Here is a 23,380-nt window from a genome sequence, read left to right as displayed (position 1 = left end):
CGCTTAGCGCTTGTCCCGCTCCAGCTGCGCCTTGAGCTCGAGGAGCTTGGCGAAGGGGGAGTTCGGATCGGGCTGGCGCTCGCGCCGCTCCGGGCGCGGGCCCTCGGGGCGACGATCCTCACGGGGGGGACCGCGCCGGTCGTCGGGGCGCCCGCCGCGAGGCGGCCGGTTGTCCGGGCGACCGCCCTCGGGGCGGCTCCCTTCAGCGCGGCGCTCCTCGCGCGGCGGGCGGTCGCCCTGCGGACGATCGCCACCGGGCCGGTTCTGGGGCGGACGGTCGGGACGGGGGCTGCGATCGTGCCGGGGCCGCTCGCCCCGGGGCGCGCCGGAGCGCTCGCCACCCTCGGGGCGCGCGCCCGGTCGGCGCTCGCCGCGGGCGGGGCGGCGGTTGTCGTCGCGTTGATGGCGGTGCTGGCGCCAGACCTCAATGAGCACGGGCTCGGCGGGCGTGTCCGGCTGAGGCTCGGCGGCGGCCTCGACGGGCGCGGCCGCAGGCTCGCCGATGGCTTCCGGGGCCGGCGCGGCCTCTGCGGGCGGGGCTTCGGCGGCGGACGCGGTCTCGTCCTGCGGGGCGGCTTCCACGGGAGCCTCGTCCAAGGGCGCGCTCTCCTCGGGCGTGCTCTCCCCGGGGGCCGCGGTCTCGGCGGGCGAGCCTTCGGCCTCGACAGGCGCCGCCACCTCGCCCGCCGACAGGTCGGGGCTCGGGGGCATGTCGGGGGGCACGTCGGACGACGCCGCCTCGGCGGTCTCGGCAGGCTCCGGCGCCGCCTCGGCGGCCGGCGCGGCCGCGTCCGGGCGCGTCACGGGGGTGGTCGGGGCGGCGGGGATGATCGCCACGGTGATGGCGGGGCCCGGACGGCGGTCCACCACGTAGCCGAGCGACTTCAGGATGGACGCGAAGTCCTCGCCCGAGCAGCCCACCAGCGAGGTCATGCCGACGGTGGGCACGAAGCCCTCCCCGTCGGCCGCGCCCGCGGGCGGCTCCCCGGCCGTCACGCCGGGACGATAGGCGATGGCCGGGCGGATGAGGTCGGCGAGCCGCTCCAGGATGTCGACCCGCACGGCGCGCGCGCCGCAGACCCGGAAGCCCGCGGCCCGGTAGAGGCCCTTGGCGATGGCGGTGTCCACGGGGATCGAGGTGCGGCCGGAGCTCGCCAGATGGGCGATGTCGTCGAGCCCCTTCTGGTCGAGGCCGCCGTTCTGGAGCGCCCAGAGCTGGGCCGCGAGCAGGCGCGGCGCGGGCTTCAGGAGCGCCGGGAGATAGATGTGGTAGGCGCCGAAGCGGATGCCCTTGTTGCGCAGGATGCCCCGGTCCTCCTGGGACAGGGAGCGCACCTCCTGCTGCACGCGCGAGCGCTCCAGCACGCCGAGCGCCTCGGCGACCTGGAAGGCGATGCCGCGGGCGATGCCCTGGATCTCGGCCGAGCTCTCCAGCTCCAGCACGGGCCCGAGCACCCGCACGATATGGGCCTTGAGCCAGGCCCGCAGGCGCGTCTCGACCTTCTCGCGGGCCGGGCCCGTGAGCTGCTCGTCGGCGAGGATGCGGATCTTGGGGTCGAACAGCTTGTCGCCGGGCTCCAGCTTCGCGACCGGATCGCCCGTCCAGCGGATCGTGCCGTCGTTCGACAGGACGAGGGCGGTGTCGGCGGCGCTGGAGAACCGCTCGGCCCGCGTCTCGATCTCCCCCGCCAGCGCCTTCGAGGCGGCGTTGCGCAAGGTCTTGGTCTCGGCGTTGTCGGCCTGGGGATCGGGCACGAACTGGAAGCCGTGCAGGTGGCCGACATGCTGACCCTCGACCGTCACGTCCCCGGCCGCCGAGATTTCCGCTTCGAGCATCGTGTTCTCTCTCAACCGTCGCATGAGGACGCTGGTCCGCCGGTCGACGAAGCGGCTGGCAAGGCGCTCATGCAACGCGTCCGACAGCTTGTCCTCTACCCCACGGGTCACCGCCTGCCAATGCTCCGGATCGCGAAGCCAGTCCGGACGGTTCGCCACGAAGCTCCAGGTGCGCACCTGAGCGATGCGGTTCGACAGGGTGTCGATGTCCCCGTCCGTCCGGTCGAGCATGCTGAGCTGGCGCTGGAACCAGTCCGGCGGGATGGCGCCCTCGCGCATGATGAAGCGGTAGAGCGTGGAGACGAGGTCCGCGTGGCTCGCCTGCGCCACCTTGCGGTAGTCGGGCACCTGGCAGACCTCCCACAGGCGCTCCACCGCCTTGCGGCCCCGCGCGAGATCGCGCACCTCGGGCTCGCGGGCCACCACCTCGAGGGCCGCCACGTCCTCGCCCGTGGGGGCGCGAATGAGCCCCTGTTCCCGGGGCTGCTCGGCCAGGCTCTCCTGGAGGGCGGCGAGCGTCGCGAAGTCGAGGTCGGGGTTGCGCCATTGCAGGATGCGCAGGGGCTCGAAGGCGTGGGCCTCCACCTGCTGGACGAGCTCGGGCTCGAAGGGCTCGCAGCGCCCCGTGGTGCCGAACGTGCCGTCGCGCAGGTGGCGCCCGGCGCGGCCCGCGATCTGGCCGATCTCGGCGGGGTTGAGGGCCCGGAACTGGAAGCCGTCGAACTTGCGGCTCGCCGCGAAGGCGACATGGTCGACGTCGAGGTTGAGCCCCATGCCCACCGCGTCGGTGGCCACGAGATAGTCCACGTCGCCGGCCTGGTAGAGGTCGACCTGCGCGTTGCGGGTGCGGGGCGAGAGCGCGCCGAGCACCACCGCCGCGCCGCCGCGCTGGCGCCGGATCAGCTCGGCGATGGCGTAGACCTCCTCCGCCGAGAAGGCGACGATGGCGGTGCGCGAGGGCAGGCGGGAGAGCTTCTTCTCGCCCGCGAAGGTGAGCTGGGAGAGACGCGGGCGCGTCACCACGTTGACGCCGGGGATCAGCGCCTCGACCAGCGGGCGCATGGTGCCGGAGCCGATGAGGAGCGTCTCCTCGCGGCCGCGCTGGTTGAGGAGCCGGTCGGTGAAGACGTGGCCGCGGTCGAGGTCGGCGGCGAGCTGGATCTCGTCCACCGCCACGAAGGCGACGTCGAGGTCGCGGGGCATCGCCTCGACGGTGGAGACCCAGTAGCGCGGGTTCTGCGGCTTGATCTTCTCCTCGCCCGTGACGAGGGCCACCGCGTCCTTGCCGGCCCGCTCCACGAGGCGGCCATAGACCTCGCGCGCCAGCAGGCGCAGCGGCAGCCCGATGATGCCCGACGAATGCGCCAGCATCCGCTCGATGGCGAGGTGGGTCTTGCCCGTGTTGGTGGGGCCGAGCACCGCGGTCACGCCGCGGGCGCGCACCTGCGGCGGGAGCGATCGGCGGGCGAGCGAATGGAGTTGGAGCAAAAGATCGGTCCAAGACCGCCGGGCAGGGCCGCGGGGGCGGGCCTGCTGCGTGAAATAGGCGTCCCGGCGGGCGGCGCATCGGGAGCGGTGGTCGTGTCCCCTGATATGGGGTCTGCCGCCACAATCGCCAGCGCGGCCGGGCGGTTCCGTCGAGGCGAGGGGTGCGGGCGGATCAGTTCTTGGCCCGCACCGGGCGGCGCACCGAAGCTGTGGAGGCGGGCGACAGCTCCCAGCGGGAGGCCTCGACCACGCTCATGCCCACCATGGTCTCCACCGCGATCCGCAGCGGCGCGAGCACGCGGGTGCCCTCCAGCGGCGCGAGCCAGACGGACATGTTGCGGTTCTCGGCCATGAACTTCACGGCCGCCTTGTCCGGGCGGTGGCCCGCGATCGGCACCCAGCGCACCTTGCACACGAGCACGTCGCCCTTGAAGCCCGGCTTCTCGACCGCCCGCGTGCCCTCGTAGGACAGGACGATGTTGAAGCGCGAGGCGCCGTCGAAGACGGGGATCGTGCGGGCGCACTGGGCGGGGCTCAGGGGCTCGCCGGCGGCCATGGGCATGATGAGCGCGCTCACCGGATCGACGATGCCGCGCCGGTGAGCATCCACCACCGGGACCCGGTCCTCCTTGACGTCGAGGGGCGGGGTGATGTCCACCGCCGCCACGTTGCCGGACGACAGGCCCATGCGCACGGTGCGGCTCTCGGAGGAGTTGCGCGAGGTCACGGCGAAGGACGCCGGCATCACCCGGCCGTTCGACACCGAGCCCGTCGAGGTGGCCGCGCCCCGTCCGTTGACGAAGAGGCCCACGAGGCCCGTGAGCTTGGCGTTCACGTCGAGCTTATAGCGGTCGCCCTCGATCGTGCTCGCCACGTCGGCCTCGCCGATGGGCAGGCCCGCGAGATAGATGCCGTAATCGGCCGAGAAGGTGGCGGCGGTCGCCGGGGCGAAGGCGGTCGCCCCGAGGGCGAGCAAGACGGCGGCAAGACGCGCAGATGACCGCATCGGGCGGAGGTCCTCATCGGGATCAGGCGCTGGTTTCGCGCGCGAATCGGGTGAAATCGTGACACGGATGGTTTGCAAAATCCTAATGCGCACCCTGCGGCGCTTGGGCGCCGGGGCCTGCGGCGCTTGGGGCGCCAGGGAACGGGGCTTGCCGGGACGTGGGGCCTCGGCCGGCGGCGCATCCGGCCTTGACGCGATGGGGCGATCCGCCTATAGCGGGCGCCTTCCAGGGACTTTCGGTGTCCGGCTGGCCGGCCTTGCGTGCGCGTGAGGGCGGGATCATCCATCGGCCGCACCGTCGAGCAATAGGACGAGAACCATGTCGCGCCGCTGCGAGCTGACGGGCAAGGCCGTTCAGGTCGGCCACCTCGTGAGCCACTCCAACCGCAAGACCAAGCGCCGTTTCCTGCCCAACCTCGTGAACGTGACGCTGCAGTCCGACGCGCTGGGCCGGCGGGTGCGCCTGCGCATCGCCGCCGCCTCGCTGCGCTCGGTCGAGCACCGCGGCGGGCTCGACGCCTTCCTCATGAAGGCCAAGGCCGACGAGCTCTCGACCAACGCGCTGACGCTCAAGCGCGAGCTCGAGAAGAAGCTCGCCGCGCAGTAAGCGCGTTATCCCAGCCATCGACGCTGTGGGGCGGCCGTCGGGCCGCCCTTTTCGTTTTGGGAGCCCTTCGATGAAGTCGCGCGACACCCTCGTCGCCGTCGGCGCCATGGCGCTGGTGGTGCTCGCCTCGAACATCCTGGTCCAGTACCCCGTGGCGGGCCTGGGAGACTATCTCACCTGGGGTGCGTTCAGCTATCCCGTGGCCTTCCTGGTGACGGACCTGTCGAACCGGCGCTTCGGGCCGGCCGGCGCGCGCCGGGTGGTCTATGCGGGCTTCGTGGCGGCGGTGGCGCTCTCTATCGCGTTCGCCACGCCGCGCATCGCGCTCGCCTCCGGGGCGGCCTTCCTGTCGGCGCAGCTTCTCGACATCGCGATCTTCCAGCGCCTGCGCCACCGCGCCTGGTGGATGCCGCCTTTCGTATCCTCGGTGGTGTCCTCGGCCCTCGACACAGGGATCTTCTTCTCGCTCGCCTTCTATTGCGGGCCCGTGGGCGGCACGACGATCTCGGGCGCGCTCGCCGCCGCCGGGATCGCGGATACCTGCCAGGCCCTGCCCTGGGTGAGCCTCGCGCTCGCGGACTACGCCGTGAAGCTCGCCCTCGCGGCGCTCGCCATCGCGCCCTACGGCGCGCTCCTGCGGGTCACCCGCCCGGCGGGCCTGCGCTGACGGGCCCCGGCCCGGTCACCCCACGAGCTCGAATTCCAGCAGCAGCGTGCGCTGGATCATCGAGAAATTGTCGTCGGACACGAGGGTGAGGATCGTGGCGGCGCCGTCCCGGTGGACGGCGAGCCCCTCCATGTTGTCGATCTGGTAGCCCGCGTCGGCCTGGAAGATCACGGGGCCGTCCACGAGGGCGCCCGCGTGGATCGCGTCGGCGGCGATGCGCCGGATGCGCACGGCGGGACCGGTGAGCATCGTGAAGCGCCGCTCCAGGAGGAGCACCTCGCCCGAGGGCAGGAAGGCGAGGTCGGTGATCTCGAAATCCCCGGAGCGCGCCACCTCGAAGCGCCCCCGCTGCGGCCCCGTCAGGATGTAGCCGTGGGTCGGGGTCGCTTCACCCGCTCCTGCGCGCTCGGCCACCGCGATCACGGCGCCGGCCAGCGCGCCGCCTTTGGGCACCACGCCCACGGCCTCAAAGCTCTTGTTGGCGGACAGCGCCGGCCGTCCGCCCGGAACGGGCACGTTCGTGCCGCGCGCCAGCACGCCGGCCCCCGCCCAGTCGAAGCGCATCACCTGGTGGACCCGCTCGATGCCCACATAGGCGACGCCGTCGGCGATGGCGAGGGACTCGGTGTCGTAGGCGGGACCGTCCGCCAGCGCCGCTCCGCCGGGCCCGAGGATGGGACTGAGCCGCGCCCCCTCCAGGCCGGCGAAGCGCCCCTCCTCGTCGCTCACGACCGTGGCCGTGAGCCAGGCGCCCGCGTCCGTGACGGCGACGAGGGCCGTCCCATCGGACGAGCGCCACAGTCCCGAGAGGCCGCCGAAGGCCGGATGGGCGCTGCGCAGCACCGCGCCGCCGCGAAACAGGAGCGAGCCGACCTGCCGGCCGTCCCGCTCGCCGAGCCCGAAGGCCGTGATCGGCGTGGCCCGCACCTCGATCGGGGTCGCAGCGCCGGGCACCCCGTTCGGGCGGGCGAAGGCGGCATGGCGCACGGCGAGCGCGGCCGCAGCCGCCCCGCCGCCGAGCGCCAGGCAGGCGCGCCGCGTGAGCCTCACCGCCGGCCGCCGGCCGCCCGGCGCGGGGCGGCGCTCGCCGCTCCCGCGTTCTCCTCGAACAGCTCCGCGAGCTTCTCCGTCATCACGCCGCCGAGCTCCTCGGCGTCCACGATGGTGACGGCGCGGCGATAGTAGCGCGTCACGTCGTGGCCGATGCCGATGGCGATGAGCTCCACGGGCGAGCGGGTCTCGATCTCCTCGATGACCCAGCGCAGGTGCCGCTCCAGGTAGTTGCCGGGATTCACCGACAGGGTGGAATCGTCCACCGGCGCGCCGTCGGAGATCACCATGAGGATGCGGCGCTGCTCCGGGCGCGCCAGAAGGCGCTTGTGGGCCCAGTCCAGCGCCTCGCCGTCGATGTTCTCCTTGAGGAGCCCCTCGCGCATCATGAGGCCGAGATTGCGCCGGGCGCGGCGCCAGGGCGCGTCCGCCTGCTTGTAGACGATGTGGCGCAGGTCGTTGAGGCGCCCGGGATTGGGCGGCTTGCCCGATTGCAGCCAGCTCTCGCGCGATTGCCCGCCCTTCCAGGCCCGGGTCGTGAAGCCGAGGATCTCGACCTTGACGCCGCAGCGCTCGAGCGTGCGGGCCAGGATGTCGGCGCAGGTGGCCGCCACCGTGATCGGGCGCCCGCGCATCGAGCCCGAATTGTCGATGAGCAGGCTCACGACCGTGTCGCGGAAATTGGTGTCCTTCTCCATCTTGAAGGAGAGGGGCTGGTAGGGGTCCATGACGATGCGGGGCAGGCGCGCCGGGTCGAGCGCCCCCTCCTCCAGATCGAACTCCCAGGCGCGGTTCTGCTGCGCGAGCAGGCGCCGCTGCAGGCGGTTGGCGAGGCGCCCCACCACGCCCTGGAGGTGGGCGAGCTGCTTGTCGAGATAGGCGCGAAGGCGCGTGAGCTCGTCCGCGTCGCACAGCTCCTCGGCGAGGATGATCTCGTCGAAGCGGGCCGTGAAGGGCTTGTAGTCCGGGCCGCGGGGCTCGTTGGGCCGGGCCGGCGGCGGGCGCCAGGCGTCGGAGGCCTCCTCCGAATCGACCTCGTCGGCCTCGTCGGGCAGCTCGCCCGAGGGGGCGTCGGCGGCCTCCTGGGCGCCCTCGTCCATGTCCTGGCTCGCGTCGTCGGTCACCTCGACCTCGGCGCGCTCGCCCTGCGACTGCTCCTCGGACTCGCCCTCGGACTGCTCCTGGTTCTCGGTCTGCTGGTTCTCGTCCTCGTTCTCCTCGTCCTCGTCCCGATCGAGGGCGGACTGGTCGTCCATGTCGAGGGAGACCAGGAGATCGCGGATGGAGCGGGCGAAGGCGCGCTGGTTCTCGATGGAGCCGGCGAGCCCGTCGAGGCTCTTGCCGGCGCGCTCCTCGATATGGTCGCGCCACAGGTCCACGATCTTGGCCGCGGCGGGCGGGGCCTTGAGGCCCGTGAGGCGCTCGCGCACCATGAGGGCCACGGCGTCCTCGATGGGCGCGTCCGCCCGGTCGGTGATGTCCTCGTACTTGGCAGCCCGGTGATAGCGGTCCTCGAGCATCGCCGAGAGGTTCGAGGCGACGCCCGCCATGCGCCGGGCTCCGATCGCCTCCACCCGCGCCTGCTCCACCGCGTCGAACACCGCGCGCGCCGCCTGGCCCTCGGGGGCGAGGCGGCGGTGGGTGGCGCCGTCGTGGCAGGCGAGCCTGAGCGCCATCGCATCCGCGTTGCCGCGCAGGATCGAGACGTCCTGGCCCGTGAGGCGGCGCGGCGGCTCGGGCAGGCGCGCCTTGTCGCTCATGAGCGCCGGGCGATCGGAGGCGAAGGTCACCTCCAGGTCAGGCTTCTTCGCCAGCGCGCGCATGCAGCCCGCCACCGAGCGCTTGAGCGGCTCGGTGGGGGACTCTTTCCGTTCGCCGGGCTTGCGGTTGGAGATGGACATGCGTCTCGATCCTGATGGAACCTGCGTCGGTAGGGGACCGCCTTCGTGCGAACCCCGCTAAGCGACGTTCAGACCCGTCAGCTCAGCGCCACGTTCACGGCGCTCTCGGGCAGCTCCTTGCCGAAGGAGCGCTGGTAGAACTCCGCCACCAAGGCCCGCTCCAACTCGTCGCACTTGTTCACGAAGGTGACGCGGAAGGCGAAGCCGATGTCGCCGAAGATCTCGGCGTTCTCGGCCCAGGTGATCACGGTGCGCGGCGACATGACCGTCGAGAGATCGCCGTTCACGAAGGCGTTGCGAGTGAGGTCCGCCACGCGCACCATCTTGTTGATCGTGTCGCGGCCCTCCGGCGTCCCCTGGAAGTGCTTCGCCTTCGACAGGACGATGTCCACCTCCCGGTCGTGGGGGAGGTAGTTCAGGGTGGTGACGATGGACCAGCGGTCCATCTGGCCCTGGTTGATCTGCTGCGTGCCGTGATAGAGGCCCGACGTGTCGCCGAGGCCCACCGTGTTGGCGGTGGCGAAGAGCCGGAAGCTCTGGTGCGGCTTGATGACCCGGCGCTGGTCGAGAAGCGTGAGGCGGCCCGACTGCTCCAGCACGCGCTGGATCACGAACATCACGTCCGGGCGGCCCGCGTCGTACTCGTCGAAGACGAGCGCGATGTTGTTCTGCAGCGCCCAGGGCAGGATGCCGTCCTTGAACTCCGTGACCTGCTTGCCCTCCTTGAGCACGATCGCGTCCTTGCCGACGAGATCGATGCGGGAGACGTGGCTGTCGAGGTTGACGCGCACGCAGGGCCAGTTGAGCCGCGCCGCGACCTGCTCGATATGGGTCGACTTGCCCGTGCCGTGATAGCCCGTGATCATCACCCGGCGGTTGCGGGAGAACCCGGCCAGGATGGCGAGCGTGGTCTCGCGGTCGAACAGGTAATCCGGGTCGAGCTCCGGAACATGCTCCTCGGAGCGCGAGTAAGCCGGCACTTCGAGATCGCTGTCGATCCCGAACACCTGGCGGACCGACACCTTCATGTCCGGCAGGCCCGGGACGGTCTCGTTGGCTGTCAGCATGGAGCTCTCTTTCTGCGGCTTCGGGCGGCAGGGCATCCCGCGCGGACCGCACGGGAGCGGACCGCCCAAGCTTTACCTAACGTTGGTGGGTGCCCCGCGCAACGCTCTCATAACGCAGGCGGGGCGTCGCGGGTTGCGGGCGGCGGCGCGTCCGGGGCCGTGGCGCGTCAGCACAAGCCCGCCGCCTTCAGCGTGTCGTGGGCCCGGATGATGTCGCGGAGCCGGTCCTCGAAGGAGCGGTCGCCGCCATGGGCGTCCGGGTGGAACTTCTTGACGAGCGTCTTGTACTGCGAGCGGATCGCGGCGGCGTCGGCGGTTTCGTCGAGCCCGAGCACGTCGAGGGCCTTGCGCACCGGGCCGCTGTAGCGCGGGGGGACGGGCTCGGCCCGGCGCCGCCTCTGAGCCTCGCCGATGCCCTCCTCGCGCAGGACGCCGAGGGGATCGGAGAAGTCCCAGTCGCGGGGCGGCGCCTTCTCGGCGTCCCGGGGCTTGCCGGCGGGGTTCACGCCCATGGCCCAGGTCGGCCGGTGCCCGATGACCGCGTCCTTCTGGTAGGCCACGACCGCGTCGTCGCTCATCCCGGCGAAATAGTTGTAGGACGCGTTGTACTCGCGCACATGCGCGAGGCAGAAGCGCCAGTACTGCCCCTCGCGCCCCCGGCCCTTCGGCGCCCGATGGTCGCCCGGCTGGCCGCAGCCCCCGCGCTCGCACAAGGGCCCCTCCGGCGCGCTGGCCTCCTCGCAGGAGGGGCGGATGCGGATGCGATCGAAGAACGGCGAATTGAAATCCATGGTCGGTCGATTATGAGACAAGGGACGGCCCCGGCAAGGGCCCTGCGGTCGCAGAGCCGATGTGACGTTCGAAACGGTCGGATCGCCGGGGATGGTCGCTCCGGCAGGCGGTCGACAGGTCGGCCATGCCGGGGGCGACGGCCTCCGGCTCACGATTCGCTGATGAGGTACGCGATGACGATGAAGGAACTGATCGAGAAGGGGCTGCGGGACGCCCTGCAGCCGAGTCTCCTGGTCGTCGTCGACGAGTCCCACCTCCATGCGGGCCACGCCGGCGCGCGCGAGGGAGGCGAAACTCATTACCGTCTGAATGTGGTGGCGGACGTCTTCGCGGGCAAGAGCCGCGTGGAGCGCCACCGCCTCGTGAACGACGCCGTGAAGCCCGCCTTCGAGCGGGGGCTGCACGCCCTCGCCATCAAGGCGAACGCGCCCGGTGAATAGAAGCCGCTAGCCCCGCGCCGCGATAGCGTCCGCGAGCGCCACGGTGCGCCGCGCCATCTCGGCGTGGAGCCGCTCCACCATGCGCCCGTCGAGGGAGATCGCGCCCTTCGCGGCGTTCTCAGGTTTCTCGAAGGCCGCGATGATGGCCCGCCCGTGCTCCACCTCGTCGGGCGCCGGCGCGAAGGTCTCGTTCGCCGCCGCCACCTGATTCGGGTGGATGAGGGTCTTGCCGTCGAAGCCGAGGTCCCGCCCCGCCTCGCACTCGGCGCGAAAGCTCCTCTCGTCGGACAGGGCGTTATAGACGCCGTCCAGGATGTCGAGGCCGTAGGCGCGGGCGGCGAGGATCGCCGTGGCGAGCCACGGCAGCATCGGGGCACGGCCCGGCACGAACCGCGCGCGGGTCTCCTTGGCCAGATCGTTGGTGCCCATGACGAGGCAGGACAGGCGCGTGTCGACGTCGTGGGCCGCGCTCGCGATGGCCTCCGCCCGCAGGATCGCGAGCGGCGTCTCGATCATGGCCCAGACCCGCGTCCGCTCGGGGGCGCCAAGGCGCCTGAGCCGCGCGCCGAGCGACACGAGCGTGTCGGGATGCGACACTTTCGGGATCAGGATCGCGTCGGGGGCGGCCCCCGCGGCGGCCGCGAGATCGGCCTCGCCCCAGGGGGTGTCGAGCCCGTTGACGCGGATCACCACCTCGCGCGGCGCGTAGCCCCCCGCCCGCACCGCGGCGCAGACCGCCTCGCGGGCGGCCTCCTTCACGTCCGGTGCCACCGCGTCCTCGAGGTCCAGGATCAGCGCGTCGCAGGGAAGCGTCCGGGCCTTTTCCAGGGCCCGGGCGTTGGAGCCCGGCATGTAGAGGACGGAGCGGCGCGGGCGGATCGCGGTCATCGGGTCATCCTTCCGGTTCGGCTGCGGCTGGCTTAAAGCCGGGGTGACGGAGGGGCAAGGCATGAGCTGGATCGCTGGGCTCGACGGCTGCCTGACGGGCTGGGTGGCGGCGCTGATGCGCCTCGACGGCGCGGAGCCCCCACGCGTCCGGGTGGTGGAGACGGTCGCCGAGATCGCCGACGCTCCCGAGCGCCCGGCGATCGTCGCGGTCGACATCCCGATCGGGCTCCCTGAGCGGATCGAGGGGCCGGGCCGCAGCCCCGAGCGCGTCCTGCGCCCGCTCCTTGGCGCCCGCCGCTCGTCCGTGTTCTCCATGCCGGCCCGCGCGGCGGTCTACGCGCCCGACTATCGAGCCGCTTGCCGCGAGGCGCGCGCCCGCTCCGAGCCCCCACGCGGCATCACGATCCAGGGCTTCAATATCCTCCCCAAAGTGCGCGAGGTGGACGAGCTCCTGCGCGCGCGGCCCGAACTGAGGGAGCGGATCCACGAGGTCCACCCGGAGGCGGCGTTCTGGGCCATGAACGGCGAGATCCCCCTCGACTCGCGCAAAGTCGAGGCCGCCGGCCTCGACCAGCGCCGCGCGCTTCTCCTCGCCTCCGGCCTCCCGCCCCATCTCGTCGGGGCCCCTCCCCCGCGCGGCGCCAAGACCGACGATCTGCTCGACGCGCTCGCCGCCCTTGTCGTGGCCCGCGCCATCGCGCAAGAAAGGGCCCGCTCCTTCCCCGAGCCGCCGGAACGGGACGCCCATGGCATCCCGGTCGCGATCTGGACGCTCGACATCCGCAGGGATCCCGCATGACCGCTCCCGTGACCCCCGAGTCCATCCGCGCCGCCTATGAGCGCATCCGCTCCCATGTCCGCCGCACCCCGGTGCTGGAGCTTGCCCCCGGCGCCTTCGGCCATGACGGGCCCCTCTCCCTGAAGCTGGAATTCCTCCAGCACGCGGGCTCGTTCAAGCCGCGGGGCGCCTTCAACACCCTGACCTCGCTGCCCATTCCGCCCGCCGGGGTCGCCGCAGCGTCGGGGGGCAATCACGGGGCGGCGGTGGCCTATGCGGCCCGGACCCTCGGCGTCCCGGCCCACATCTTCGTGCCCGAGATCTCCTCGCCCGCGAAGGTGGAGGTGATCCGCCGCATGGGGGCCGACATCGTCATCGGTGGCGAGCGCTACGCCGACGCGCTCCAGGCCTGCGAGGCCCACATCGCCCGCACCGGCGCCCTTTCGGTCCACGCCTACGACGCCGTGCCCACCATCGAGGGCCAGGGCACCGTGGCGCTGGAATGGGAGGAGCAGGCGGACGGCCTCGACACCGTGCTCGTCGCGGCAGGCGGCGGCGGGCTCATCGCCGGCATGGCGGCGTTCTGGCGCCGCCGCGTGCGGGTGGTGGGCGTCGAGCCGCGGGGCTCGCGGGCGCTGCACGCGGCGCTGGAGGCGGGCGGTCCCGTCGACGTGGACGTCCGCTCCGTCGCCGCGGACTCGCTCGGCGCCCGCAATGTGGGGGCGCTGGTGCACGGCATCTGCCGCGACCACGTCGACCACGTGGCCCTCGTGGACGACGAGGCGATCGTCGCGGCGCAGGGCGCGCTCTGGCGGGAGCTTCGCATCGCGAGCGAGCCCGGCGGCGCAACGGCCCTGGCTGCGCTGATCGGCGGCGCCTACCGGCCGCAACCCGGCGAACGGGTCGGCGTTCTTCTCTGCGGCGCGAACGTGGACCTGGCGCGCCTCGCGGAGACCACATGACGCCCGAACTCCCCCCGCGCGACATCGCCCGCGCGCTCATCATGGACGCGGAGAACCGGGTCCTCCTCATCGCCTACGAGACCGCCCGGGACATCGATCCGGCCCGCCCGGGGATGCGCCAGCTCTGGCTCCTGCCCGGCGGCGGCTTCGAGCCGGGGGAGAGCGCCGAGGACGCCCTGCGCCGCGAGCTCGCCGAGGAGGTGGGCCTGCGCGACGTGGAGCCGGGCCGGGTCGTCGCGGTGCGCGAGGGGCCCTTCACCCTCTTTCGCAACCATTATTTCGGCCGCGAGCGCTATTTCCTGGTGCGGGCGAACCCCGCCGACATCGACACGTCGCGCCTGGCCGAGACGGAGAGCAACCCCGTCCTCGACACCCGCTGGTTCACGCTCCAGGCGCTCCAGATGAGCGATCTGGCCATCGAGCCCCGCGGCCTGCTCGAGGTCATGACCCTCATCATCCACCGCAAGCTCGGCCCCGAGCCCGTGGACCTGTCGAACCCGCCGCAATCGATGCAGGGGGCAGTGTAGGGCGCTCCAGCTGTCATCCCCGGCCGGAGCGCGCTTGTCGCGCGGAGGGGAAGGGGATCCAGCGCAGGAAATGCTGCCGCGCAGCGGCTCAGCTCGGCTGGCAAGGGCCCTGGACGGGCCTGAGGCGCGCCTGCGGCGCATCAAGTTGTGCTGGATCCCCTTCCCTTCCGCCGCTCCGCGGCTCCAGCCGGGGATGACAGCTGGGCCGCGCCTCACCCGTGTCCGACATCCAGGTGATCCGCACCAGGCGCTTTCGGGCCTCCAGGGCGCTTGCCGCTTGCGGATTCCGCCGCCCTCGTCCTAAACCGCCGCAGCACGCGAACGAGGGGCGATCACATGGCCACGCACAAGCTACTTCTCCTGCCCGGCGACGGGATCGGCCCCGAGGTAATGGGCGAGGTCGAGAAGATCGTGCGCTGGTTCGACACGCAAGGGATCGCCTCCTTCGCGATCGAGCGCGACCTCGTGGGCGGCGCGGCCTACGACGATCACGGCGAGGCGATCAGCAACGCCGCCATGGACCGGGCCCAGGCGGCCGACGCGGTGCTGTTCGGTGCGGTCGGCGGGCCGAAATGGGCCGACGTGCCCTACCGGGCCCGGCCCGAGGCGGGGCTCCTGCGCCTGCGCAAGGATCTCGGCCTCTTCGCCAACATCCGCCCCGCGATCTGCTATCCGGCGCTGGCCGACGCCTCGTCCCTGAAGCGCGAGCTCGTCGAGGGGCTCGACATCGTGATCGTGCGCGAGCTCACGGGCGGCGTCTATTTCGGCGAGCCCAAGGAGATCGTCACCCTGGAGGACGGCTCCCAGCGCGCCGTCGACACCCAGCTCTACACCACGGGCGAGATCGACCGCATCGCCCGCGTCGCCTTCGATCTCGCCCGCAAGCGCCGCAACAAGGTGTCCTCGGCCGAGAAGAACAACGTCATGAAGTCCGGCGTCCTGTGGAAGCAGGTGGTCACGGGCGTCCACAAGGCGGACTACGCCGACGTGGAGCTGGAGCACGTGCTCGCCGACAATTGCGCCATGCAGCTCGTGCGCCGGCCCAAGCAATACGACGTGATCGTCACCGACAACCTGTTCGGCGACATCCTCTCCGACGTCGCCGCCATGCTTACCGGCTCGCTCGGCATGCTGCCCTCCGCCTCGCTCGGCGCCGAGGATCCGGCGACGGGCGCCCGCAAGGCGCTCTACGAGCCCGTCCACGGCTCGGCTCCCGACATCGCGGGCCAGGGGCTTGCCAACCCCATCGCCATGATCGGCTCGTTCGCGATGGCGCTGCGCTATTCCTTCGGCCTGATCGAGGCCGCCGACATGCTGGAGCGCGCCGTCACGAACGCGCTCGCCTCCGGGCTTCGCACCCGTGACATCGCAGCGACGGGCGCCAACGCGGTGGGAACGGCCGAGATGGGCGACGCGGTGCTCAAAGAGCTGCAGGCGGCGGTTCGCTAAGACGCGCCCGCCATGGCCTGGATCTATCTGGCGCTCGCCGGCCTCTTCGAGGTCGGCTGGGCCGTGGGGCTGAAATACACCCACGGCTTCACCCGCCTGGTGCCGAGCCTCCTCACGGGGCTGAGCATGGCGGTGAGCCTCGGGCTCTTGGGCCTCGCCCTCAAGTCCCTGCCGCTCGGCACGGCTTACGCGGTCTGGACCGGCATCGGCACCGTGGGCACCGCGCTTCTCGGCATCGCGCTCTTCGGCGAGCCCGCGGCCGCGGCCCGGCTCGCCTGCATCGGGCTCATCGTGTCGGGGATCGTCGGCCTCAAGCTCCTGGCTTAATGCGTTAGAATCCCCGGCGGAGCAGGTCGGCGGCGCTGATGGGGCGAGCCGTGCAGGCACGCGTCGAGGCGTCGGCCCCCGCGAGCGCGGCATCGAGGGCGGGATAACCAAGAGGACGCACGGCCCGAACCGCGTGAACGAGGCAGGCCGCGCGGCTGGGCTGCGGGCTTTGGCCCATCTGCGGGCAGTGCCGTCCCTCGACGAGGACCGGTCCGCCGTGGCGGGAACGGAAGGTGACACAGATGCGACGCCGCCCGTTGACGTCCAAGGGCACATCGAAGGCGTCCATCACGCCGTAGCGGGTGTCGATCTCCCATCGGCGGCCCGAGGGGCCGTTCACGATCGCCAGAAACTCCTGATCGGCCGATTTGGCGCCACGTCGCATGGCGAATGGCCGGCTTGCCGCCTCGTCCGTGTGGGCGGTCATGAAGCTCACCTCCAGGAACTCGCCGGCATCGCTGGGCGTACCGAACGACAACGTTTCCAGGCGCTGCCCGGGGCCGGTCGTCAGGACCTCGCGGCTTGGGCGCGCGGCGCCGAACTCGCCTCCGCGCAGCTCGAAGGCGGGGGCCTGCCACGCCCCGAGCGGGAGCGAGCGCCAGATGTTGTACCCTCCTGCCAGCAGAAGCACGAAGACGAGGGCGCCGAGCGCGTAGAAGATCACGCGCACGGTCGAGGACATGGTTGAGCCGAGAATGAGGAACGCGTTCACGGACCGATCCGGGAGGGCATTGTCGCCCGCCCAGATTGGCACGCCGCGCGTCACCTAACGTTTAAGTCGAACCCTGAGATTCGAGGCGATCAGCGGAACCCGTCCGGCGCCACGTAATCGACAGGGCCGAAGGGATTGCGGGCGCCGACGAACGGCCCGTTGGTGATCGGGTCGGGCAGCACGCCCTCGCCGAACCGGTCGCGCTGGTTGATCCAGGGCGGGCTCGACAAATAGCTGCGGGTGCTCACGGCGGCGTAGTTGCTGCCATAGGTGCCCGGCGCCACCACGTTGCCGGCGTCGAGATAGCTGCGCGGGCGCACGTTGAGGATGAGCGCGTCGCCGTCGCGGCTTCGGCGGGTCTGGGCTTCGGCCGGGACGGCTGCGGCGAGGGCCGCGAGGGCGGACAGGGCAAGGACGATGCGGCGCATGGCGCGTGACCTCCGGGGGACGACAAGGGCATAGGATCAAGGTCCGTATGGGCCGAAAGTTCCCCCTCGCCCATGTTGCGGCGGCTCCCGCGCGTGATAGCGTTCGGGCCTCCCCGCCTGGGGCAAGAAACGCCGACGCGACCAAGGGACGGACCGACGCCATGACCACCATCGAACGCTCGCTCGACGAGCTCTACCGCGACGATCCGGAACGCGCCGACGCAGAGGTCTTCGGCCGCCGCACGGGGGCGAGCCGACGCGGGTTCCTCGGCGGCGCGGGGCTCGCGGCGCTCGGCGCGGCGGTGGGCGGCGCGGTGCCATTCTCGGCCCAGATGCCAGCAGGCCTCGTTCCCGCCGCGCTCGCGCAGGGCGCGCCGGCTGCAGGTGGCGCCCCCAAGGGCCCCCAGCCCCTCGACTTTCCGGGCAAGAATCCCGGCCTCGTGGTGCTCGGCGACCGGCCCCTCGTCGCCGAGACGCCCGAGCATCTCCTCGACGACGACACCACCCCGATCGCGAAGTTCTTCATCCGCAACAACGGCAACATCCCCGAGCCCGCCGGCGACCCGGCCGCGTGGCGGATCAGGGTCGAGGGCGAGGTGAACCAGCCCCTCGATCTGACCCTGGCCGAGCTGCGCTCGCGCTTCCAGCCCAAGACCTACCGCATGGTGCTCGAATGCGGCGGCAACGGGCGGGCCTCGTTCACGCCCCAGGCGCGCGGCAACCAGTGGACCAACGGCGGCGCGGGCTGCGCCGAGTGGACGGGCGTGCCGCTGGCCGAGGTGCTCAAGGCCGCGGGGCTCAAGGACTCGGCGCGCTACACGGCCCATTACGGCGCCGACCCGCACCTCTCGGGCGATCCCACGAAGGAGACACTCTCGCGCGGCATGCCGATGCAGAAAGCCATGGAGGAGCACGGCCTCGTGGTGTTCGCCATGAACGGCGAGCCCCTGCCCCACATCCATGGCGGCCCCGTGCGCCTCGTGATCCCCGGCTGGCCGGGCTCGCTCTCCCACAAGTGGCTCACCCGCGTGGTGGTGCGCGACCGGGAGCACGACGGCCAGGGCATGACGGGCACCTCCTACCGGGTGCCCGCCTCCCCGATGATCCCCGGCGGCAAGGCGGACGAGAAGAGCTTCCGCATCCTCGAATCCATGCCCGTGCGCTCGGTCATCTCGAACCCCGCCAACGGCACGCGCCTGCCCGCGGGCACCCGGGAGCTCGCCTTGCGGGGCGCTGCCTGGGCGGGCGACCTGGCGGTGAGCGCCGTCGACGTCTCGACGGATTTCGGCGCCACCTGGAGCCGTGCCGAGGTGACGGCGCCGCGCAACCGCTACGACTGGCACCGCTGGACGGCCCGCGTCGCCCTGCCCTCCGACGGCTATTACGAGATCTGGGCGCGGGCCACCGACAGCGGCGGCCGCATGCAGCCCCACGTCGCCGGCAACTGGAACCCGCAAGGCTACGGCGCCAACGCGATGCACCGGGTCGCGGTGCTGGTCGGCTGACGCGATGCTCAAGACCCTCCTTCTGGCGGCGCTCGCCGCAACGCTCGCCGGGGCCGCGCATGCGCAGGCTCCGGCTTTCGCGCCTCGCGACGAGAGCGTCGAAGCCTTACCCGCCGGTCCCGGCCGGGAGGAGACCTTCGGGCTGTGCTCGGCCTGCCACGCCTTCCGGCTGGTGTCGAACCAGGGCATGAGCCGGGCGGCCTGGGACGACACCCTCACCTTCATGACGCAGCGCCACAACATGCCCGACGTCCAAGGCGCGGAGCGCGACGCGATCCTCGATTATCTGGCGGCCCATTACGCCCCGCGCACGCAAGGGCGCGGGGGCTGGACGAACCCGTTCGCGCCCCAATAGCCCGGGCTTACGGCACCCCGACCCGGAAGCCCGGCCGGAGGCTTGGCGCCTCGAGCCAGCTCGTGGAGCCCGCGCAAGCCGGGTTGCGGTGCTCGTCGGCGGCGGCGAAGAAGGCGCGCAGGAGCAGGTCCTCGTGGGGCGCCCGCAGGGTCAGGCGGTCGAGCAGGCAGGCGAGGAGCTGCCGGTCGGCGGGGCGCGAGGGCACGCCGCAGACCCAGCCGCTGAGGCGCAACGCCGCCTCGGGATGGTCGGTGCGAAAGGCGATGCAGTCGCGCTCCACCGTCTCCTCAAGGGCGACGTCCGCAGCCTCCGCCGGGCCGAACTTCGTCATGAGGGTATCGGGGGCGCCGCTGCGCGTGACGGCGAAGCCGGCCTCCGAGGCGCGGCGCACGAGATCGATGAAGAAGCTCGGGGCAGGCTCCTCCGGGTCGCCGGCCCGCACCGCAAGCCGCAGATGCAGCCCCTCCCCCGAGAAGGCGCCGTAGGCGAGCACGTCCTCGCGCCCGCCCTCGCGATGGCGGCGCGCGGCGTGGACGAGGGGCAGCCCGCGCAGCTCGGGCGCCGCAACCGCGAAGAGCGGCGTGGCATGGGCGATGGGTAGCCAGGCGGCGGGGGGAGCGAGGAGCACGGCGTCGGCCGGGGGCGGCTCGTCCCGGGGCACGGGGACGGGCCGCAGCACAACGAAGGCGAGGCCCAGCGCCACGGCGAGGGCCGCGACGCCGATGGCCGGCGCCCCGCCCTCCCCCCGGCGCGGGCGCGCGCCCTGCAAAGGCCTCTCTCGGCTGGCGGTTCGCAACGTCCGTCCTCCCAGGGGCCCTGGCGCCCGGTGGGAACAATGCGACGTGTCCCGTTGAGGCTTCGGTTACCAGGATCGGCGGATTGGAGTCACGGTGAATCCCCCGTCAGCGCGGCGCCGCCCGGCACACGATCCGTCAACCATGACGCCCCATCCCCACCTTGCGCTCAGGCCCCGTTCGCCATATACGTCCGCCTCCCCGGCCCGCGAACACGCGCCGGGGCCCGCACGGATCCGTTCCGTCGCTGCGGAGGGGTGGCCGAGTGGTTGAAGGCGCACGCCTGGAAAGTGTGTATACGGGCAACCGTATCGAGGGTTCGAATCCCTCTCCCTCCGCCAGTTCCGTCTGACAAACCACTCTCCGCGCCTGACCGAGCCCGCTGTAACCCTTTGCTGCGGGCTATTTTTTGCCTAGGGCTCTGGACTACGCTGACGAGCCGCAGCGTGAAAATGCTCTCTATTTGCCCCATTCTCTCCAAAGCTCTGGACTGCGGCCGGTTAGTACGGTTTCGCAGACCTCTTCGATTTCAGGGACTTACGAGCGAACGCAGCGATGCGGGTTCGATGTTGCGATCGGGCAGGAGAGCGAGCCTGGTGTCGAACTTGGCGCTTTTGGGTCCTGGCAGCTCTCTGCCCTAACTCCTTCCCGCTACTCCGGAACGTTCATCAGGGGCTACTTGATTAGCTCTGAGCGACCGAGGTTGGCCGAAAGCGGACTGCCCGCTTCCGAGTGGATGCTTAAGGAAACCAGACGCAGCGTAACGCATGTCAGCCTCTCGCTTGTGAGAGAGCCGCGAGACTTGTCGCGAGATCGGCCTGCCGGAACGGCTTGACGAGCCGCGGGAGGTCGTGGGCGACGCCTTCCACGTCCGCATAGCCCGATATGATCAGCACCCGGTCGTGGCGCAGTCGCCGACGCACCTCGCGAGCGAGCTCCGTCCCGGTCATGCCCGGCATCAGATGGTCCGTCACGACCACATCGGGCACTAGGCCGTCGCCGAGCAGTCGCAGCGCCTCCTCGGCGGACGTGGCCTCGACGACCTGGTAGCCGAGCTCGGCGAGCATGTCGGCGGTGCTCACGCGCACGAGCTCCTCGTCGTCGACCAGAAGCGCGATGCCCGCGCCGACGTCGACCTCGGGGCCGATGGCCCGCTCGACCGGCACGCTGCCGCTCGACGTCGCCGGCAACCACAGTTCGACGGTCGTGCCGAGGCCAGGTCTGCTGTCGATGAGGAGTACCCCACCGAGCTGGGCCGCGAGCCCGTGAGCCATCGACAGCCCGAGACCCGTACCCTGCCCCACACCCTTGGTGGAGAAGAACGGCTCCACGGCACGCTTCAACGTCGCCTCGTCCATCCCCGTGCCCGTGTCGGCGACGGACAGGCGAACGTAGCGGCCGGGCGTCAGGCCCGAGAGGTGGCCGCGCCCGACGTCGTCGGACCGGGCCGAGATCGTGAGCTGGCCGCCCTCCGGCATGGCGTCACGCGCGTTCACGGCAAGGTTCAGGATCGCCATCTCGAGCTGATTGGGGTCGGCAAGTGCGGCCGGCAGATCGCTTGCCGCGTCCACCACCACCTTGATCTTGGGTCCCGACGTGCTGCCGATGAGATCGGCCATGCCGGCGACGAGGGAGCCCACGTCGACCGGCTGCGGCTGCAGCGGTTGGCGACGCGCGAAGGCGAGAAGCCGCTGGACGAGCACGCGGACGCGCTCGGCGGAGGCGAGCGCTCCCGCGATCAGCCGCTGCTCGCGCTCGCCGCCCACGCCCCTGCGCTGGAGAAGGTCGAGGCCGCCCATGATGGGGCTGAGCAGGTTGTTCACATCATGGGCAACGCCGCCGGTGAGCTGGCCCATCGCCTCCATCTTCTGTGACTGGCGCAGGGCCTCCTGGGCGTCGGCGAGCTGAGCTTGCCCCCGGATGCGGTCGGTCACGTCGATCGCGAACTGGTAGATGCCGATCTGCTCGCCGGCGTCGTTCCAAAGGGGTCGGAAGTTGACCTCGTAATAGGGCCGGACGCGGTCCGAATCGCCGTAGGCCTCGACGAAGGTGACGTTCTCGCCGCGCATGCCCTGCGCCCAGCCGGCGCGCACCTGCGCCTGGTGCTCGGGCTGGTCGGCCAAGAGGCTGAGCATGTTGTCGCCGGCCCGGGGCCGCACGCCGTAGATGCGCTCGAACGCGTCGGCGTTGGCCGTGTTGATGGCGAGGATGTTGTGGTCGAGGTCCACCGCCAGCACCATGACGTCGGTGACCTCGACGATCTTCGCCAGGAGATTGCGCTCGGCGGTCCGCTCGGCAACCCGTTCCTCCAGGGTCGCGTTGAGCTCGCGCAGCCGTCCCTCGGCGAGCTTGCGCTCCGAGATGTCGTTGAACAGGACGGCGACCCGGTGCCGCGACGGCTCCCCCGTCCGGAACATGTGCACGTCGTACCACCGCCCCAGGGGCTCGACATAGTTCTCGATGCGCACCGGCTCGCCGGTCAGCAGGACGTGGCCGTTCGCGTCGATCCAGTGCTGCTCGATGCCGGGTGTGAGCTCGCTCACCCATTTACCGACGGCATCGACGAGGCCCGTATGCCGCTCGAATGCCGGGTTGGCCTCCAGCACGCAATAGTCGACCGGCTTGCCACCCTCGTCGAACCTCACGTCATGGACCGAGTATCCGACGTCGACGTTCTCGAACAGCGCGCGGTAATGCGCCTCGCTCTGGCGCAGCGCGCTCTCCCCCCGGGCGCGTTCGACCGCCGCCCAGGTCCGCGCCGCGACCTCCTCCACCAGCGCCACCTCGTCCGCCGTCCAGCGATGGGCGTCGCGAAAGTTGACGTAGAGCGTGGCGGTCAGGCGCCCGTCGCGAACCAGGGGCACCGACACGAACGAGCGTGTCTCGATCGCGGCCCAGGTCGCCTGAACCTGCGCGGGCTCCGCCCTCACGTCGTCGCAGGCCTCGGTCAGCCCCTGCCGCTGACGCGTGACGCTCTCGGGGCCGAACTCGCCGAGGGCGAACGTGCCCGTCAGGGGGTCGACGCCGTCGACGAAGCACGCGTCGAAGACGATCGTCGCGTCGTCCGCCTGCACCTCGCCGTAGCCGGCTCGGCTGGCGCCGAGCTCACGCCCGAGCGCCTCGACGGCCGCCGCCATGACGGCGCGCGGCTCGGTCACGCCGCGAAGGCGCTCCTCCAGCGCAAGCCGGAAGCCCTCGCGCCGTTCCGCCACCACCTTACCCGTGGTCTCGATCACTGTGTCGAGGAAGCCCGCGACGGCGCCGCTCTCGTCGCGGACGGGGCTGTAGCAGAAGGTGAAATAGGCCTGCTCGGCGTAGCCGTGCCGCTCCACGACGAGGGGGAAATCCTCGATGAAGGTCGACTCGCCGGCGAAGGCGCGATCGGCGATGGGACCAATCGCCTCCCAGGCTTCGCTCCACACCTCGTCGAAGGGCCGGCCGAGGGCCTCGGGCTTGGCCCCGAGGATCGGGCGGAAGGCGTCGTTGTAGAGGGTGATCAGGTGGGGGCCCCAGACGAGGCAGCTAGGAAACTTCGAGCCGAGCACCATGCTGACGGCCGTGCGCAGGCTCTGCGGCCACGTCCCTAGGGGCCCCAGCGGCGAGGCGGACCAGTCCTGGGCCCGCATCAACGCGCCCATGGCGCCCCCACCGGTGAGGAACGCTGGGGCAGGTGAAAGGCTCGGTCGGGGCAATGGCATCGAGGAGGGCTCGCGAAGAAACTGAGGCAGAGTTAGTTGAACGACGACAACGCCGCTACGGGCCGATGTGCGCGTCTCCGTTTCTCGGAAAGCCTGCGCCTAT

The 23,380-nt window shown here is 71.6% G+C and carries 21 protein-coding genes and 1 tRNA gene; 11 read left to right on the top strand and 11 right to left on the bottom strand.

Annotated elements, in window-relative coordinates:
- Window positions 1-3: 3 nt before the first annotated feature.
- Complete coding sequence (locus F0L46_RS11625; protein WP_149817649.1) at window positions 4-3,324, bottom strand: helicase-related protein; 3,321 nt, start codon at window positions 3,322-3,324, stop codon at window positions 4-6.
- 172 nt (window positions 3,325-3,496) lie between these two features.
- Window positions 3,497-4,330, bottom strand: coding sequence for a DUF3108 domain-containing protein (locus F0L46_RS11620; RefSeq protein ID WP_149817647.1), 834 nt, complete (start codon window positions 4,328-4,330; stop codon window positions 3,497-3,499).
- Window positions 4,331-4,649: 319 nt separating this feature from the next.
- On the opposite strand from F0L46_RS11620, the gene rpmB reads away from it, so the two are divergent.
- Entirely contained in the window at window positions 4,650-4,937 is a 288-nt protein-coding gene (gene rpmB, locus F0L46_RS11615) for a 50S ribosomal protein L28 (protein ID WP_149817645.1), read from the top strand.
- Between the two features lie 70 nt (window positions 4,938-5,007).
- On the top strand, window positions 5,008-5,604 hold the full coding sequence (locus tag F0L46_RS11610) for a queuosine precursor transporter (RefSeq protein ID WP_149817643.1): 597 nt from the start codon (window positions 5,008-5,010) through the stop codon (window positions 5,602-5,604).
- A 15-nt stretch (window positions 5,605-5,619) separates the two neighbouring features.
- Here the strand turns inward: F0L46_RS11610 and F0L46_RS11605 are convergent, their stop codons facing one another.
- From F0L46_RS11605 to F0L46_RS11590, 4 genes are all read right to left on the bottom strand, one after another.
- The gene (locus F0L46_RS11605; RefSeq protein ID WP_149817641.1) at window positions 5,620-6,654 is read right to left on the bottom strand and encodes an esterase-like activity of phytase family protein; all 1,035 of its coding nucleotides are present in this window, start codon (window positions 6,652-6,654) and stop codon (window positions 5,620-5,622) included.
- Window positions 6,651-8,555, bottom strand: a complete 1,905-nt coding sequence (gene cobT, locus F0L46_RS11600) for a cobaltochelatase subunit CobT (RefSeq protein WP_149817639.1) — start codon at window positions 8,553-8,555, stop codon at window positions 6,651-6,653. Before cobT ends, F0L46_RS11605 begins: the two co-directional genes overlap by 4 nt.
- A 77-nt stretch (window positions 8,556-8,632) precedes the next feature.
- Window positions 8,633-9,622 (bottom strand): cobaltochelatase subunit CobS, encoded by a 990-nt coding sequence (cobS, locus tag F0L46_RS11595; RefSeq protein ID WP_438646671.1) that lies wholly within the window; start codon window positions 9,620-9,622, stop codon window positions 8,633-8,635.
- A gap of 167 nt (window positions 9,623-9,789) precedes the next feature.
- Complete coding sequence (locus F0L46_RS11590; RefSeq protein ID WP_149817637.1) at window positions 9,790-10,413, bottom strand: J domain-containing protein; 624 nt, start codon at window positions 10,411-10,413, stop codon at window positions 9,790-9,792.
- A 174-nt stretch (window positions 10,414-10,587) separates the two neighbouring features.
- On the opposite strand from F0L46_RS11590, the gene F0L46_RS11585 reads away from it, so the two are divergent.
- Complete coding sequence (locus tag F0L46_RS11585) at window positions 10,588-10,854, top strand: BolA family protein (protein ID WP_149817635.1); 267 nt, start codon at window positions 10,588-10,590, stop codon at window positions 10,852-10,854.
- A gap of 6 nt (window positions 10,855-10,860) precedes the next feature.
- Here F0L46_RS11585 and F0L46_RS11580 read toward each other — a convergent pair whose 3' ends face one another.
- Entirely contained in the window at window positions 10,861-11,742 is an 882-nt protein-coding gene (locus F0L46_RS11580) for an HpcH/HpaI aldolase/citrate lyase family protein (protein ID WP_149817633.1), read from the bottom strand.
- Between the two features lie 61 nt (window positions 11,743-11,803).
- Between F0L46_RS11580 and F0L46_RS11575 the strand changes: the two genes are divergently transcribed.
- The 5 genes from F0L46_RS11575 to sugE all read left to right on the top strand — a co-directional run bounded on the left by F0L46_RS11575 (window position 11,804) and on the right by sugE (window position 15,785).
- Window positions 11,804-12,541 carry a DUF429 domain-containing protein gene (locus tag F0L46_RS11575; protein ID WP_149817631.1) on the top strand — a complete coding sequence of 246 codons (738 nt, stop codon included), beginning with the start codon at window positions 11,804-11,806 and terminating at the stop codon, window positions 12,539-12,541.
- Window positions 12,538-13,482 carry a threonine/serine dehydratase gene (locus F0L46_RS11570; RefSeq protein WP_149817629.1) on the top strand — a complete coding sequence of 315 codons (945 nt, stop codon included), beginning with the start codon at window positions 12,538-12,540 and terminating at the stop codon, window positions 13,480-13,482. The genes F0L46_RS11575 and F0L46_RS11570 overlap by 4 nt, the downstream gene beginning before the upstream one ends.
- Window positions 13,479-14,009 carry an NUDIX hydrolase gene (locus F0L46_RS11565; RefSeq protein WP_149817627.1) on the top strand — a complete coding sequence of 177 codons (531 nt, stop codon included), beginning with the start codon at window positions 13,479-13,481 and terminating at the stop codon, window positions 14,007-14,009. Before F0L46_RS11570 ends, F0L46_RS11565 begins: the two co-directional genes overlap by 4 nt.
- Before the next feature lie 336 nt (window positions 14,010-14,345).
- Window positions 14,346-15,458, top strand: a complete 1,113-nt coding sequence (gene leuB, locus F0L46_RS11560) for a 3-isopropylmalate dehydrogenase (RefSeq protein WP_149817625.1) — start codon at window positions 14,346-14,348, stop codon at window positions 15,456-15,458.
- A 12-nt stretch (window positions 15,459-15,470) separates the two neighbouring features.
- A complete protein-coding gene (gene sugE, locus F0L46_RS11555; RefSeq protein ID WP_149817623.1) occupies window positions 15,471-15,785 on the top strand; it encodes a quaternary ammonium compound efflux SMR transporter SugE in 315 nt (104 codons plus the stop codon).
- A 4-nt stretch (window positions 15,786-15,789) separates the two neighbouring features.
- On the opposite strand, the gene F0L46_RS11550 is transcribed toward sugE, so the two are convergent.
- A complete protein-coding gene (locus F0L46_RS11550; RefSeq protein WP_149817621.1) occupies window positions 15,790-16,497 on the bottom strand; it encodes a hypothetical protein in 708 nt (235 codons plus the stop codon).
- A gap of 89 nt (window positions 16,498-16,586) precedes the next feature.
- On the bottom strand, window positions 16,587-16,925 hold the full coding sequence (locus F0L46_RS11545; protein ID WP_149817619.1) for a hypothetical protein: 339 nt from the start codon (window positions 16,923-16,925) through the stop codon (window positions 16,587-16,589).
- A gap of 161 nt (window positions 16,926-17,086) precedes the next feature.
- On the opposite strand from F0L46_RS11545, the gene F0L46_RS11540 reads away from it, so the two are divergent.
- Both F0L46_RS11540 and F0L46_RS11535 read left to right on the top strand, forming a co-directional pair.
- Window positions 17,087-18,430 (top strand): sulfite oxidase, encoded by a 1,344-nt coding sequence (locus tag F0L46_RS11540; protein ID WP_149817617.1) that lies wholly within the window; start codon window positions 17,087-17,089, stop codon window positions 18,428-18,430.
- Between the two features lie 4 nt (window positions 18,431-18,434).
- Window positions 18,435-18,785 carry a hypothetical protein gene (locus F0L46_RS11535; RefSeq protein ID WP_149817616.1) on the top strand — a complete coding sequence of 117 codons (351 nt, stop codon included), beginning with the start codon at window positions 18,435-18,437 and terminating at the stop codon, window positions 18,783-18,785.
- Window positions 18,786-18,792: 7 nt separating this feature from the next.
- Here the strand turns inward: F0L46_RS11535 and F0L46_RS11530 are convergent, their stop codons facing one another.
- On the bottom strand, window positions 18,793-19,554 hold the full coding sequence (locus F0L46_RS11530) for a hypothetical protein (protein WP_149817613.1): 762 nt from the start codon (window positions 19,552-19,554) through the stop codon (window positions 18,793-18,795).
- 276 nt (window positions 19,555-19,830) lie between these two features.
- Between F0L46_RS11530 and F0L46_RS11525 the strand changes: the two genes are divergently transcribed.
- Window positions 19,831-19,920, top strand: a tRNA-Ser gene (locus tag F0L46_RS11525).
- A gap of 429 nt (window positions 19,921-20,349) precedes the next feature.
- On the opposite strand, the gene F0L46_RS11520 is transcribed toward F0L46_RS11525, so the two are convergent.
- Window positions 20,350-23,217: a PAS domain-containing protein gene (locus tag F0L46_RS11520; protein WP_240539963.1), complete on the bottom strand. Its 2,868-nt coding sequence runs from the start codon at window positions 23,215-23,217 to the stop codon at window positions 20,350-20,352.
- Window positions 23,218-23,380 lie beyond the last annotated feature (163 nt).

Source organism: Salinarimonas soli, assembly GCF_008386575.1.
Classification (GTDB): Bacteria; Pseudomonadota; Alphaproteobacteria; order Rhizobiales; family Beijerinckiaceae; genus Salinarimonas_A; species Salinarimonas_A soli.
Note: the sequence above shows the minus strand (reverse complement) of the source record. Positions and strands in the feature narration are given on the sequence as shown.

Excerpts from the sequence above, each read along its gene's own strand:
- F0L46_RS11620 (WP_149817647.1), bottom strand. The coding sequence starts at position 4,330 with ATGCGGTCATCTGCGCGTCTTGCCGCCGTCTTGCTCGCCCTCGGGGCG.
- F0L46_RS11580 (WP_149817633.1), bottom strand. The coding sequence starts at position 11,742 with ATGACCGCGATCCGCCCGCGCCGCTCCGTCCTCTACATGCCGGGCTCC.
- F0L46_RS11585 (WP_149817635.1), top strand. The coding sequence starts at position 10,588 with ATGACGATGAAGGAACTGATCGAGAAGGGGCTGCGGGACGCCCTGCAG.
- leuB (WP_149817625.1), top strand. The coding sequence starts at position 14,346 with ATGGCCACGCACAAGCTACTTCTCCTGCCCGGCGACGGGATCGGCCCC.
- F0L46_RS11520 (WP_240539963.1), bottom strand. The coding sequence starts at position 23,217 with ATGGGCGCGTTGATGCGGGCCCAGGACTGGTCCGCCTCGCCGCTGGGG.
- cobT (WP_149817639.1), bottom strand. The coding sequence starts at position 8,555 with ATGTCCATCTCCAACCGCAAGCCCGGCGAACGGAAAGAGTCCCCCACC.
- F0L46_RS11545 (WP_149817619.1), bottom strand. The coding sequence starts at position 16,925 with ATGCGCCGCATCGTCCTTGCCCTGTCCGCCCTCGCGGCCCTCGCCGCA.
- F0L46_RS11575 (WP_149817631.1), top strand. The coding sequence starts at position 11,804 with ATGAGCTGGATCGCTGGGCTCGACGGCTGCCTGACGGGCTGGGTGGCG.
- sugE (WP_149817623.1), top strand. The coding sequence starts at position 15,471 with ATGGCCTGGATCTATCTGGCGCTCGCCGGCCTCTTCGAGGTCGGCTGG.
- F0L46_RS11540 (WP_149817617.1), top strand. The coding sequence starts at position 17,087 with ATGACCACCATCGAACGCTCGCTCGACGAGCTCTACCGCGACGATCCG.
- F0L46_RS11565 (WP_149817627.1), top strand. The coding sequence starts at position 13,479 with ATGACGCCCGAACTCCCCCCGCGCGACATCGCCCGCGCGCTCATCATG.
- rpmB (WP_149817645.1), top strand. The coding sequence starts at position 4,650 with ATGTCGCGCCGCTGCGAGCTGACGGGCAAGGCCGTTCAGGTCGGCCAC.
- F0L46_RS11610 (WP_149817643.1), top strand. The coding sequence starts at position 5,008 with ATGAAGTCGCGCGACACCCTCGTCGCCGTCGGCGCCATGGCGCTGGTG.
- F0L46_RS11535 (WP_149817616.1), top strand. The coding sequence starts at position 18,435 with ATGCTCAAGACCCTCCTTCTGGCGGCGCTCGCCGCAACGCTCGCCGGG.
- F0L46_RS11570 (WP_149817629.1), top strand. The coding sequence starts at position 12,538 with ATGACCGCTCCCGTGACCCCCGAGTCCATCCGCGCCGCCTATGAGCGC.
- cobS (WP_438646671.1), bottom strand. The coding sequence starts at position 9,622 with ATGCTGACAGCCAACGAGACCGTCCCGGGCCTGCCGGACATGAAGGTG.
- F0L46_RS11590 (WP_149817637.1), bottom strand. The coding sequence starts at position 10,413 with ATGGATTTCAATTCGCCGTTCTTCGATCGCATCCGCATCCGCCCCTCC.